The 13,427-nt window shown below is 67.8% G+C and carries 11 protein-coding genes; 3 read left to right on the forward strand and 8 right to left on the reverse strand.

Annotated features, from left to right (window positions below; genetic code table 11):
* On the forward strand, window positions 1–468 hold a 468-nt coding region (locus tag I0Q12_RS33940), incomplete at its 5' end, for an acyl-CoA dehydrogenase family protein (protein ID WP_269437696.1).
* A 97-nt stretch (window positions 469–565) separates the two neighbouring features.
* Here the strand turns inward: I0Q12_RS33940 and I0Q12_RS25555 are convergent.
* The 8 genes from I0Q12_RS25555 to I0Q12_RS25590 all read right to left on the reverse strand — a co-directional run bounded on the left by I0Q12_RS25555 (window position 566) and on the right by I0Q12_RS25590 (window position 10,232).
* A complete protein-coding gene (locus tag I0Q12_RS25555; protein WP_197256026.1) occupies window positions 566–1,720 on the reverse strand; it encodes a thiolase family protein in 1,155 nt (384 codons plus the stop codon).
* 25 nt (window positions 1,721–1,745) lie between these two features.
* The gene (locus tag I0Q12_RS25560) at window positions 1,746–3,260 is read right to left on the reverse strand and encodes a class I adenylate-forming enzyme family protein (RefSeq protein ID WP_197255946.1); all 1,515 of its coding nucleotides are present in this window, start codon (window positions 3,258–3,260) and stop codon (window positions 1,746–1,748) included.
* A gap of 281 nt (window positions 3,261–3,541) precedes the next feature.
* Window positions 3,542–4,732, reverse strand: a complete 1,191-nt coding sequence (locus tag I0Q12_RS25565) for an acyl-CoA dehydrogenase family protein (protein ID WP_197255948.1) — start codon at window positions 4,730–4,732, stop codon at window positions 3,542–3,544.
* Between the two features lies 1 nt (window position 4,733).
* Complete coding sequence (locus tag I0Q12_RS25570) at window positions 4,734–5,516, reverse strand: enoyl-CoA hydratase/isomerase family protein (protein WP_197255950.1); 783 nt, start codon at window positions 5,514–5,516, stop codon at window positions 4,734–4,736.
* A 40-nt stretch (window positions 5,517–5,556) separates the two neighbouring features.
* Window positions 5,557–6,966, reverse strand: coding sequence for a phosphotransferase family protein (locus I0Q12_RS25575; protein ID WP_197255952.1), 1,410 nt, complete (start codon window positions 6,964–6,966; stop codon window positions 5,557–5,559).
* Window positions 6,963–8,243, reverse strand: coding sequence for a MaoC family dehydratase N-terminal domain-containing protein (locus I0Q12_RS25580; protein WP_197255955.1), 1,281 nt, complete (start codon window positions 8,241–8,243; stop codon window positions 6,963–6,965). Before I0Q12_RS25580 ends, I0Q12_RS25575 begins: the two co-directional genes overlap by 4 nt.
* 124 nt (window positions 8,244–8,367) lie before the next feature.
* Window positions 8,368–9,882, reverse strand: a complete 1,515-nt coding sequence (locus tag I0Q12_RS25585; protein WP_197255957.1) for a class I adenylate-forming enzyme family protein — start codon at window positions 9,880–9,882, stop codon at window positions 8,368–8,370.
* 41 nt (window positions 9,883–9,923) lie between these two features.
* Window positions 9,924–10,232: a hypothetical protein gene (locus I0Q12_RS25590; protein WP_197255959.1), complete on the reverse strand. Its 309-nt coding sequence runs from the start codon at window positions 10,230–10,232 to the stop codon at window positions 9,924–9,926.
* Between the two features lie 221 nt (window positions 10,233–10,453).
* Between I0Q12_RS25590 and I0Q12_RS25595 the strand changes: the two genes are divergently transcribed.
* Both I0Q12_RS25595 and I0Q12_RS25600 read left to right on the forward strand, forming a co-directional pair.
* Window positions 10,454–11,212: an SDR family NAD(P)-dependent oxidoreductase gene (locus I0Q12_RS25595; RefSeq protein WP_197255961.1), complete on the forward strand. Its 759-nt coding sequence runs from the start codon at window positions 10,454–10,456 to the stop codon at window positions 11,210–11,212.
* Window positions 11,213–11,268: 56 nt separating this feature from the next.
* A complete protein-coding gene (locus tag I0Q12_RS25600) occupies window positions 11,269–13,419 on the forward strand; it encodes an acyl-CoA dehydrogenase (RefSeq protein WP_197255963.1) in 2,151 nt (716 codons plus the stop codon).
* The last annotated feature ends 8 nt before the right edge of the window (window positions 13,420–13,427 follow it).

Raw genomic sequence — 13,427 nt, forward strand, 5'->3', positions numbered from 1 at the left:
GAGGGTGCGTGGTCGGTGCTGGAGCACGGCACCGTCGCCTTCGTACACGACGCACTCTCGACGTTCCGCGCCATGGATGCGCTCGGCGCGGCCGCCCGCCTCGTCGAGATGACGGTCGAGTACACCGGGCAGCGAACCCAATTCGACCGCCCCATCGGGAGTTTCCAGGCGGTCAAGCACCACTGCGCCGACATGGCACTGTCGGTCGAGGCCTCCCGCGCGGCACTGTGGGCCGCAGCCGTCGCACTCGACGGAGATGATTCGGATGCCCGCCTCCGGGCCGTCTCCGCAGCAGCGGCGTTCACCGGGGACGGGGCGAGCACCACCGCGCAGACCGCTCTGCAGGTGCACGGCGGTATCGGCTTCACCTGGGAACACGATGTGCACCTGTTGATCCGGCGCATCAAGGTCGACGAACTCCTCGACGGCACGGTCTCGTATCACCGCCGGCGACTCGCCGCCGCGTGATTACATCCTGAGTCCGCTCGGCAACAACAAGATTCATCGAAGACACCGCAGCCCCGGTACTCATGACGAGCAACCGGGGCTCGGGACTGTCGGGCGGTCAGTTCCCGACGAGTTCGAGGATGGTGGCGTTGGCCTGCCCACCGCCCTCACACATCGTCTGCAGGCCGTAGCGGATCTTGTTGCGGCGCATGTGATGAACCATGTCGGTGAGGATGCGTCCGCCGGATCCGCCGAGCGGATGTCCGAGGGCGATCGCGCCGCCGTTGGGGTTGAGGCGTTCGGGATCGGCACCGATCTCCTTCAGCCACGCGAGGGGTACGGGGGCGAACGCCTCGTTGACCTCGAACACTCCGATGTCGTCGACGGTCAGGCCGGATTTCTCGAGCGCCGCGACCGTCGCCGGGATCGGCGCGGTGAGCATGATGACCGGATCGGCGCCGACGACCGTCGCCGTGTGGATCCTGGCGATCGGGGTCAGCCCGTATTTCGCGGCCGCCTCCTCGCTCATGATGAGCAGGGCGGAAGCACCGTCGGAGATCTGAGAAGCGTTGCCGGCGTGGATGACACCGTCCTCCTTGAACACCGGCTTCAGCTTGGCGAGGGACTCGACCGAGGTGCCGCGGCGGATGCCTTCGTCCTTGGAGATCACCGCGCCGTCGGAGTTCGTGACGGGCACGATCTGGGCGTCGAACAGGCCGGCGTCCTGCGCGGCCGCCGCCCGTTCGTGGGAGCGAGCGGAGAACTCGTCGACCTCGGTGCGGCTCATGCCCCATTTCTCGGCGATCATCTCGGCGCCGATCCCCTGGTTGGGCACGGCACCGTCGTAGCGGTCGAGGAACGACTTGCTGAACGGCATGCCGGCGACCTGCACCGACGAACCCATCGGCACCCGCGACATCGACTCGACGCCCCCGGCGACGACAACCTCGTAGTGACCGGCCTCGACGCCGGCGACCGCGAAGTTCAGTGCCTGCTGCGACGAACCGCACTGGCGGTCGATGGTGACGCCGGGGACCGTTTCGGGCCATCCGGCCGCGAGCAGCGCGGTGCGGGCGATGTCCTGGGACTGCTCGCCCACCTGCTGGACACACCCCCAGATGACGTCGCCGACCACCACCGGGTCGATCCCCGCACGCTCGACGAGCGCGTTGAGCACGACCGCGGACAGGTCGACCGGATGGATGCCGGACAGGCCGCCGTTGCGCTTACCGACCGGTGTACGCACGGCCTCCACGATGACTGCAGACACGATGTTCCCTCTCTGCTGGTGTACGGGTTCAGACCCGCGTGGATTCGAGTTCGGCGACCATCTCGAGCAGCCGCCGCCTGTCGACCTTCAGGGACACGCTGCGCGGCAGGGCGTCCACCGTGTGGATGGTGACCGGCACTTCGTAACCGGTCAGCTGCGTGCGGACGAACTCCTTGAGTTCCGCCTCGTCCACCGGCCGGGCTCCCTCGGCCAGTTCGATCACTGCAACCGGCACCTGGCCGAGCCGTTCGTCCGCCTTGCCGAACACGGAGGCGTCGAGCACCGAGGCGTGCGCGCGCAGTGCGTTGCACACGGTCTCGGGCTGCACCTTGAATCCGCCTCGGACGATGGCGTCGTCGGCGCGACCGTCGATGTAGAGGAAACCGTCGTCGTCGAGGTGGCCGAGGTCGCTGGTGCGCACCCACTCGTTCGTGCCCGTGCCGGTCTGGCTGGAATTGACTTCGAGCCGGCCGCTCGCGCCCGTGGGCAGGACCTCGCCGTCGTCGCCGACCGCGCGGATCTTCACTCCGGGGAAGGGGCGGCCGACGCTGCCGCGCTTGCTGCTCCACCATTCTCCGATGAGCGGTTTGGTCCACCCGGCGACCGCACCGCCGAATTCGGTGGCACCGTACATGATCATGACGGGAATGCCGTAGCGCTCGGTGAATTCGTCGGCGAGGTCGGGACTGATGAAGGTGGTTCCGGCGGTGAGGGCGCGCAGGCTCGCGAGCTTCTCCTTCGGGATGCCGGCGTCGAGGACCGAACGCATTGCTGCCGGCGGCAGGCCCGCGACCGGAAGCCGGTGTTCGTACACGGCGTCGACCCATCCCTCGACGGTGAACCGCGGCAACAGGACGACGGGTCGCGCCTCGGCGAGAGACTGGATGACGCCCCAGAACCCGCCGATGTGCACCATCGGGAGCGCGATGAGACCGACGTGACCCGAGAACGGTTCGCCCTCGCCGCCGCGCTTACCGGTGTGGCCGTGGACCGCATCGAGAGCGGCTTCGAGCTGACGCCAGGTCAGCGGAACCCGCTTGGGCGGCCCGGTCGTGCCCGAGGTGAACATCTCGACCGCGACTGGGTCGGAAACATCGGTGGGAACTTCGATGGTGGCCTCCGGGCCACCCGTGCGCTGGACGACATCGACACCGTCGACCGCGAAGCCGACGATCCCGGCTTCGGCCAGCGGGACCGTGAAATCTTCCACGTCCCAATCGTTCTGCGGCGCGAGCACCACCTGGGGGAGCGCAGCCACCGCGTCGGCGGTCACGCGAGCGGTGGGCTGCATGGGGTTGAGGGTGACGATCGTGCGGCCCTTACCGAGGATCGCGATCAGGGATGCGACGGACTCCATCCGATTTCCGAGCACGACTCCGATGCGGGCGCCCTCGCCGCAGCCGACGCGCGTCAACTCGTCGTCGATCTTCTCGGCAAGCGCACGCACGCCTCCCCACGTGTGCCATGTCTTGCCCTCTTGCACCATCTTCGCGTGGTCGGATGCCGACCAGAGCAAGCCCAACGCTTCCCTGATACCCGTCATTGATGCCTCCAGTTCTGCCGCCGGGAAGAATCCGCGTTCTTTCTGGATCGGTACCGGTCGTGATGCTCCCACCGCTCGGCGGCGCCGGGCGAAAACGCCTCGAATCCAAAGATAGATCACATAGTTAACTAGGTCAATCGGGTATGCGGTGTCCGGCATCGCGGATCACCCTGTCACCCCGGGGCCTGTTCCCCGTCACGCCGCCGCTCGGCCTGGAACGCGAGCGCCCCGGAACGACCGAGTGGGGAGAATCCATGGACCCTCCCCACCGGCTGCTCACTTCAACGCGGCATCCCCAACCCACGCTCGGCGATGAGATTGCGCATGATTTCCGAACTTCCGCCCGCGATGGTGAACCCGCGCGCGTACAGGAATTCGTCCTGCCATCGGCCGTGATCGATCGCGTTCTCGTCACCCTCGACGAGGATCCCGGCCTCGCCGGCGAGATCGAGAGCGAAACGTGCGATGTCCACGCCGAGTTCGCTGAACATCAGCTTGGCCATCGGGGCGTCGTACGCCCGTTCGGTCCCCCGCGACCACCGGCTGATGTTCGCGTACACGAGTGCCGAGAGCGCGGCGACGCCCGCCGCCAGTTCGCCGATGCGCTCCTGCACGGCGCCGTCCTCGATCGCCGGACGGCCGTTCCGGGTGACGCGCGAGGCCAGCTCCTTCAGCGCCTCGATGTTCTGCTGCAGCCGCACCGCGCTCGTCGCCACGGCGCTACGTTCGTGCGCGAGACTCGAATTCGCGATCACCCAGCCCTGCGTGACCCCGCCGATCAGCGCGTCGGGCCCGAGTTCGACGTTGTCGAGGAAGACCTCGTTGAAGTCGGAGGTGCCGGTCATCTCCCGCAACGGCCGCACGTCGACACCCGGCAGCCGCATGTCGACGATGAACGCGCCGATGCCCTTGTGCTTCGGCGCATCCGGATCGGTCCGTGCAAGCAGGTAGCCGTAGTCGGCCCAGTGCCCGTTCGTGGTCCACACCTTCTGGCCGGTGACCCGGAATCCCCCGCCCTCGACCGGGACCGCCTTGGTGCGCAACGACGCGAGGTCGCTGCCCGAACTCGGCTCGCTGAAGAGCTGACAGAAGACGAGTTCGCCCGAGCGGATTCCCGGCAGGTACTTCTGCCGCTGTTCCTCGGTGCCGAAATCGATCAGCGCGTGCGCCACGAGATGTGCGGCGCCCTGTATCGCGGCCGGCGCCCGCCCGCGCGCGAGCTCCTCTCCGACGACGACGTCCTTCTCCGGCGAATGCGCAGCGCCCTTGCCGCCGTACTCCTCCGGCCAGTCGGCACCGATGTATCCGGCCGCGAACAACTTCGCGGTCCATTCCTTCAGCAGAGCGAGTTCCTCGGCGTCCTCGGCGCTGCGCACACCCGCCTTGACCGGGACCGCCGGCTTGTGGGCCGCGACGAACTCGCTGACCTCGGCACGGAACTTCTCGAGTTCCGGAGTCATCCCGTAATCCATGTCAGCGCACCTCGTACTTGCGGGTCGGTACCTCCGAGCGGGCGACCTGCGCCATGCCGATCGGGTTGCCCAGGTCCGTGTAGTACATGCCGGTCGCGAGCGCCGCGGCACGACCGGTGTTCTTCGACTCCCAGATGGCCCGGATACTGCCCTGGATCGCGGCCGGTGGCTTCGCTGCGACGCGCTCCGCGAGGTCCTGCGCTCGGTCCCACAGGTTGTCGCGGGTCACGATTTCGGTGATGAATCCGATCTCCAGTGCACGCTTCGCCGACATGCGCTCGTCGAGCCCGAGCAGGACCATGCGCAAAACTTCCCCGATCGGGATGCGATGGGCCAGACCGATCGGCTCGAGCGCGGCGACCATGCCGTAGGACACGTGCGGGTCGAAGAACTGGGCGTCCTCGCTCGCGATGATGATGTCGGCCTCGTTGAGCCAGTACAGCGCACCACCCGCGGCCATCCCGTGCACCGCGCAGATCAGGGGCTTCCAGCACCCGTTGTGCTTGGGCGAGAGATCGGTGCCGGGATCGCGGCGCATGAAAACGTTGTCGGAGAGGAACGTTCCCTCCTTGACGTCGACACCCGTCGAGAACGCGCGTTCGCCGTTGGCCCGGAGAACCATGACGTGAACATCGTTCTCCTCACGCGCATAGGCCCACAACGCAGCGAACTCTGCCCGCATCACATCGGTGAACGAGTTGAGCTGGTCGGGCCGGTTGAGCGTGATCGTCAGAACATGGTCCTTCAACTCTGCGATCACCGTGGTCAAGCCGCTCAGATCCACAGTTCCTCCTGGAGAACACGGGCACGCGCCCTGACGAATATCACCGGTCGTCCGTCGCGCCGGTCTCGACCGCTCGCGGCAACGGATCGAAACGCCGGTCCGCGAGCACACCCATCGCGGGTCGCAGCGCCTGCGTCTCTCCCGCCACCTGCCGCAGGAGCACGTGCACCGCGGTCCCGACCGGCACCGTTCCTGCGAGACACCGCCCCACGAGTTCTGCGGTGCCCGCTGCGACGGACGACGGCCGGTGTGCGAGCACCGATTCGAGATCGTCCAGGTTCCGCTGTTCGACGGCTCCCGCCACCGAGGATGCCTCGCGCAGGTACTTCAGAATTCGGGCCAGGCCCTTGCTGCGCTGAATCACGAACGGATCCTCGCTCCGCGGAACGATGATCTGCCGGATCTGTTCGAGTGCGGCGTCGTAGAGCCAGTCCCGCTCGCTCGGCGTCGCCGGCACCGGGTCGACCTCGGGGACCTCCTCGCCGACGACGTCGGCCAGGGCCTCGAGGAGCAGTCTCCGGTGCAGCAGTCCGTACACGAGACCGTTGCCGACCTCGCCCAGCAGATCGGGTTCGACACGGTTGCGGTGCCCGAGGATCACGATGCGGAGCTCGGCGAGGACCCGGTAGTAGCGGATCCGCTCGACGTCCAGGTCGGTTCCCGAGGCGCGCGCGTACTCCCCGAACCGCTCCATGAGGTCGGTGAACGGTTCCTGCACCGCGCGCACCGAAACCCAGGCCAGATCGTCGTGCGGGTCGCCGAGATGCCCGAGTTCGAGGTCGAGGACCGCGGTCACCCTGCCGTGCTCGTAGAGGAAGTTGCCCGGTCCGGTGTCTCCCTGCACGATCACCACCGGCCCGCCCACGTCGGGCACGTTGCGGCGGACCCAGTCAAGGCCCAGATCGATCAACGGGTCACGGGTCCCCGCGTCGCGATAGATCTTCTCCCAGGTGTCGATCTCCCGGTGTACGAGCACGCGCAGATCGGCGTCGGGGTCCTGGTCGGGCAACCCCAGCCGGTGCGGATCCACCCGGTGCATCTCGGCGAGGATGCGCATGAAATCCGATGCGACCGAGACCCGTTCGTCCTCGTTGCGCAAGCGGGAGAACCATGCCTGGCCCGGCACGAGTTCGGACAGGATCGCCTGTTCGGTCGGATGCACCCCGACGACCTCGGGGACCGGCACAGCGGTGCCGCTCAACGCGCGGAAGAACGCGGCCTCGCGGTGCAGGGTGAAATCGTCACCCTTCTCTTCGGGGTCGAGGCGGTCGTAGCGCAGGAACAGCGGGCGGACGGTACCGTCCGCGTCCCGCACCTCCACCACCCACGCTTCTCGCCGGCCCCCGCCGGGGCGCCGATCGGTCGAGATCACGGTGCCGTTCGCCGTCTCGCCGATCCAGTTCACGAGATCGGGGGACAGTTCGTTCGCTTCGCGCTCGTTCGTGGTCATGCCTGTGCGGCCCGCCGCTTCTGTGCGCGCAGTTCACCGCTGCGCGCGAGCATCTCGGCGGCGACACGCTCGAGCTCGACCGGCGCGGTCGGCAGGACGGCCAGACCGGTTTCACGGCTGGGCAGCGAGATCGTCGCGGTGGCCGGGCAGGTGACCTCACCGCGCTGGCTCGTACCGCGCAGCTCGACGTCGACGAGGTGCCGTTCGCCCTCGACGCGTTTATCGACGACTTCGCCCGTGAAGGTGTGGGTGTCACCCATGTAGTTGAATTTGCGCATCTGGCTGGACATGGTCTCGATCCAGCCCTCGTCGCCGATCCAGTCCGTGAGGAAGTGGCTGAGCCAGCAGTCGCGCATCATACCGTAGTCGTATGCCGCGGGCAGGCCGATCGAGCGCGCGTATTCGCTGTCCCAGTGGATGCGTTGCGCCACATCCGGAATGCCCTGCTCGTTCGGGATGTAGAACGCGCCGATGCGCTGGCGGTTCTTGTACGCCAGCCGGCTCGCCGTCGGCGTGTACGGAGCGAAACCGTAACCACCCGAATGGAATACGACCATGTCGGTGGTGGTCAGCGGGCCCTTCGCCATGGTGCCGAGACTCTCCCCGACCTCGACGTCCTCGAAGTAGCGGGTCTCGGCACCGCGTCGCACCTCGGCGGCGTAGATCTCGTCGATCTTCGCGATGTCCTCGGGCGTGTAGGACGCGGGCTCGATGGCGTCGTACTTCTTGCGCTTCTTCGACTCGTGCCGCTCGGTGTGGATGCTGATCACGCGCTGCGTCTGCACGACCTCGGCACGCTGGTTGAACTGCACGTTGATGGTCGTGATGATGAGCGAACGGCCGGCGAACTCGGACTCCTTGAGCTCGACGTTCTCGAAACCCCGGAACGAGTACAGCGTGTCGCCGTCGTAGATCGGCCGGTACCAGTCGGTGGTGGTTCCGGAGACGAACACGTGGATCCCACGGAACGACGGGCGGCGCTGTTCCTTCGGCACCGGATCCGCGAGCAGTTCCTTGGTGAGCGCGATGTTGATCATCGGCGGCGCGATCTGTCCACCCCAGCGGGTGTAGGACCCGTATTCCTCGTCGACGAACAGCGGATTGTCGTCGCCGTAGCTGCGGGCGAAGTTGCGCATGATGTCCGGGGTCGCACGGGTGTACTGCTCCCGCTGCGTCACCGCATGGTAGACGCCGACCAGGTCACGCGCGCGCTGAATGTCCTCCTCGCGGAACGTGTAGATCTCGGGCTTGGCATCCGTCGTCTGCGTCGAGCTCATGGAGTACCTCCGGGGTCGATGGGGGCGCCGTGACCGTGCTCGGCGCGTCGCCTGTAAGTCGAACGTGGTGTGGATGTAAAGAAACTCCTCGGGGTGTCCGGCCTTTCGGTCGAACGTAGCGAACTCACACCTTTGCGGACCGGTCCTGCCCGACGAGACGTTCCACCACGTGCCTGCGCACGAGCTTCCCGGTCTCGGTCCGCGGAAGCTCGTCCCAGTACACGACGCGGTCGGGTGTCTTGCTGCTGCGCAACGAATCCCGCACGAACGCACGCAACTCGTCCGTCTCGACCGCAGCTCCGGGCCGGAGAACCACCGCCGCTTCGATGCGCTGCCCCCACTCGTCGTCGGGAACGCCGACGACGGCGACGTCGAGCACATCCGAATGCCGCAGGATCACGTCCTCGATCTCGGCGGGCGCGATGTTCTCGGCTCCGCGGATGATGGTGTCGTCCACACGGCCTCCGACGAAGAGGAAACCGTCCTCGTCGACGTAGCCCTGGTCGCGGGTGTCGAAGAAGCCCCGCTCGTCGACCATCCGGCCGACGCCTGCGTATTCGGCCGACACCTGGTCGCCGCGGACGCAGATTCGTCCCGTCACGCCCGGTTCGAGCACGCGGTCGTCGAAGTCGCGGATCTCGAGGTCGATGCCGGGGACGACCTGCCCTACCGACCCGAGCCGCGCCCGGACCGCCTCGTCGTCGCTCGCGAGCGCCGCGCGGTGGTCGTCCGGCCCGAGAACCGCGATGGTGGAACTTGTTTCGGTGAGACCGTAGGCGTTGACGAACCCCGTCTCGGGCCACATCCGCAAGGCCCGCTCGATGATCTTCGCGGGCATGGGGGCACCGCCGTATGCCAGATTGCGCAGGCTCGGCACGCTCTTGTCCGCGTCGGATTCGACGATGCGCGCGAGCATCGTGGGCACGACGAGGGCATTGGTGATCTCCTCGCGGCGAACCGTGTCGAGCCACTGCTCCGGGGTGAACTGCTCGAGCACCATGGTGCGCCGCCCCGCATAGAGATTCGTGACGACGTTCGCGACCGCCGCGATGTGGTACGGCGGGACGCTGACGAGTGCAGCATCGGTCTCTTCGGCGGAGGCGAACTCGACCGAGCCGAAGACATACGACGTGAGATTCTCGTGCCGGAGCAGCACACCCTTCGGCGCCGACGTGGTGCCGGAGGTGTAGATCACGACGGCCGGCGCATCGGTGTCGACGGCATCGTCGTCGAAGTCCTCGTCGATGTTTGCCGACGCCGCGAGTGACCGCATCCATTCCTCGGGCGAGACGACCGACAGTCCTGCACGTTCCAGGGCCTCCGCCTGCGACGGATCGGCGATGCCGAGCGCACGCGGATGGTTCGCGAGCAGGCCGTCGAGCTGTTCGCGGCCGAGCCGGTAGTTGACCGGGACGAGCGGGACGCCCGCGCGCGCTGCCGAGAACATGGCCACGGGAAAGGCCGGTCCGTTGACCGCGAGATACACGACGGAGTCGGCTCCCGCATCGCGGATCGCGGCGGCACCGGCGACCGAGAGTTCGCGCAGTCGCTCCGCCGAGATGCCCCCCTCCCGGCTTCCGACCACGATGCGGTCCCCGAAGCCGTCGACCGCCATGTCCAGCAACATCGCGATGCTCATTCGTCACTCCACTCGAGAAATCGATTGGCCGGCAAGGGATGTCAGTCCGAGGACGGCAGTGGCTTGGCCGTTTTCAGGGGCAGGGGGCGGCCGTCGAGGTCGAGCCGGCCGGTGCCCGGCTTGGTGCACAGGATCTCGAGTCCGGTGTCGTCGTCGGCGTACCGCTTCCCCAGCTGGGCGCCACCGACATTTGCGGGATCGATCGACGACCCGTCCCCTTCGCCCTTCTTGCCGATGACCATGGGCGCCCCACCACAGGTCAACGAGACATCCGCCTCGGGTGCGCGGACCACGACCACGGTCGTGGTGTCGACGGAACTGGCCAACGACTGACCGGCCTCGAGAATCACGATTCCTCCCGCAAGTTCTGCCGTCGGGCTGCGGTTCCGGCCCCGACGATGCCGGGTGTGACCCACCGCTACGAACATTGCCAGAGTAGCGCCCGTCACATAGTTTAGATAGTAGTCTAAGTCATCGAACTTGCGGCGAAGTAGGCACGCAAAGAGTTCCCGCGTGCCGGCCCCCGCCCACGAGACGACCCGAACCGGATGTACCGAACACAGGAGGGTGCATGAACATCAGCGGAAAGAATACCGTCGTCGTCGGCGGCGCGTCCGGAATGGGCAAGGCCACCGCGGAGGCGTTCGCCGCTCGAGGCGCCCGGGTCGCGATCCTCGATCGCGAGGGCAGCAACGGCAAGGACGTCGCCACCGCGATCGGCGGCACCTTCTACCCGGCCGACGTCACCGACTTCACCGGCCTCGAGGAAACGCTTGCAGCGGCAGTCGCCGACCTCGGCGGACTCCACGTCATCGTCACCACTGCAGGCGGCGGCACCGCGAAGAAGACCCTCGGACGCAGCGGCCCGCACGATCTCGAGACCTTTCGCCAGGTGGTCGACCTCAACCTGATCGCCACGTTCAACATCAACCGCCTCGCCGCCGCCCACATGGCGAACAACGAACCCGAGGACGACGAGCGCGGCGTCATCGTCAACACGGCCTCGATCGCCGCCTTCGAAGGCCAGATCGGCCAGGTCGCCTACACCGCCGCCAAGGCCGGCATCGCCGGGATGGCCCTGACGATGGCCCGCGATCTCGGGTCCTACGGGATCCGCGTGCTCGCGATCGCGCCCAGCCTGTTCGCCACCGGCATCACCGCCGGGATCCCGGACGACCGCGTCGAACCGCTGGTGAAGGACGCCGCTTTCCCCAAGCGCATGGGCCGGCCCGAGGAATACGCGAAACTCGCCCTCGCGATCGTCGACAACGCCATGCTGAACGGGCAGTGCCTGCGTCTCGATGCCGGACAGCGGTTCGCTCCGCGCTGATCGGGGCCGGCACCGAAGACCACTCACCCGGACAACTTCACGCAGGAAGAGTTCCCATGCCACTCGCGATCACCGACGACCACCGCGCCATCGCCGAGGCGGTCCGGTCGTTCCTCACGGGCCACGACGCCGCGGCACTCGCGCGACGTGTACTCGACGACCCGAACGCCGATACGACTTCGCTCTGGAAGCAGTTCGCCGACCTCGGCTGGCTCGGTCTGCATCTGCCGTCCCGGCGCGGTGGCGAAGACGCCGGTCTGCCCGAAGTGGCGATCGTCGCCGAGGAACTGGGCCGGCTGCTCGTTCCCGTCCCGTTCCTGGCATCCGTCGCGACGTCCGCGGCGATCGCCGCCGAAGGGGACGACGACCAGCAGTCCCGCTGGCTGCCCGGACTCGCGGACGGCTCCACCGTCGTGGGGCTCGGCATCGCGGGCTCGCTCACCGCTTCCGGGACGGCGGTTTCCGGTGACGCCGGACTGGTCGTGAGTGCTGTCGGCGCCGGCGTGCTCGCCCTGACCGTCGGCGACGACCTCGCGCTCGTCTCCCCCGACGACGCGGCCGTCACCGTCGTCCCGGCTCGCGACTTCGAGCCCTCGCTGCGCCTGGCGCACGTGCTGCTCGACAACGCACCGGCGCTGACCGTGGTGCGCGGTGCCGCCGGCCGTGCCCGTCACATCGCCCGGGCACTTGCCGCGGCGGAGGCTGCGGGCGGCGCCCGCGCGACGCTCGAGGCGGCTCTCGCCTACGCGAAGGTGCGGGAGCAGTTCGGGCGGCCCATCGGCTCGTTCCAGGCGATCAAGCACCACCTCGCCAACATGCTCGCGACCTCCGAGCTCGCCGTCGCGGTCGCGTGGGACGCGGCGCGGGCCGGAACCGAGGGCGAGCAGGCGGTCCTCGCGCTCGACGTCGCTCGGGCCCTGGCGTTCGACTCGTATATCGCCAACGCGGAAAAGAGCATTCAGATTCACGGCGGCATCGGGTTCACCTGGGAGCACGACTGTCACCTGTTCCTCCGCCGCGCCCAGGCGCTGCGCGCACTGTTCGGCGAGCCGGTGGCCGCGCTCGATTCGATCGTGGCATCGGGTACCGCCGGGGTGCGGCGCCACTACGCGGTGGACCTACCTCCCGAGGCCGAGAGCTTCCGAACGCAGGCGCGGGAGTTCGTCGAGCGGTTCCGGGCAGCGCCGGAGGAGGACCGACGTGCGCTGCTCGTGGATTCCGGCTATCTCATGCCGCATTGGTCGGAGCCGTTCGGCCGTGCCGCATCGCCCGTCGAACAGCTCGTCATCGAGGAAGAATTCGCCGATCTCCACATCCCGAGCCTCGGGATCGGAGCGTGGATCCTGCTCACGCTCACCCAGCACGGCAACGCCGAGCAGATCGAGCGGTGGATCCGTCCGGGCCTGATGGGTGAGCTCGTGTGGTGTCAGCTGTTCTCCGAGCCCGGCGCAGGTTCCGATGCCGCGGCGGTGTCGACCCGCGGCGTCAAGGTCGAGGGCGGCTGGCGGATCACCGGACAGAAGGTGTGGACGTCCAACGCGCAGAACTGCAACCGTGGCCTGGCGACGATCCGCACCAATCGCGACGTCCCGAAGCACAAGGGCATCACGGCGGTGGTCGTCGATCTGCACGCACCCGGCGTGACAGTGCGACCCCTGCGCGAGATCACCGGTGCCGCCGTGTTCAACGAGGTGTTCTTCGACGACGTGTTCGTCCCCGACGAGGACGTGGTGGGGGCGGTCGACAACGGCTGGACGGTCGCGCGCGCAACGCTCGGCAACGAGCGCGTGTCCATCGGCGGCGGCGGGACGGGCGGCGAGGAATTCTCCGCCTACAGGTTGCTCGACGTCGCCGCGAAGTACGCGCACGGTGATGTCGCGGCGACTCGCGCCGTCGCCGCGCTCGTGGCGCGTGAGCAGGCGATGAAGGTGCTCAACGTCCGCAACGTCGTACGGGCCGTTGCCGGGGCCGATCGCGGCCCGGAGGGCAGCGTCACGAAGATGCTCGTGGCGGAGCATGCGCAGCACATCGGCGAACTGGCTCTGCGCCTCGCCGGTCCCGCGGTGGTGGCAGGGGACGAGCCCATGCTCGTGTACAGCTACCTGATGTCCCGGGCGATGACGATCGCGGGCGGCACATCCGAGGTCAACCGCAATGTGATCGCGGAGCGAGTGCTGGGTCTGCCCCGTGAGCACATCGCGAATTAGCAAGAACG

This window comes from Rhodococcus sp. CX, from assembly GCF_015865005.1.
Taxonomy (GTDB): Bacteria; Actinomycetota; Actinomycetes; order Mycobacteriales; family Mycobacteriaceae; genus Rhodococcus.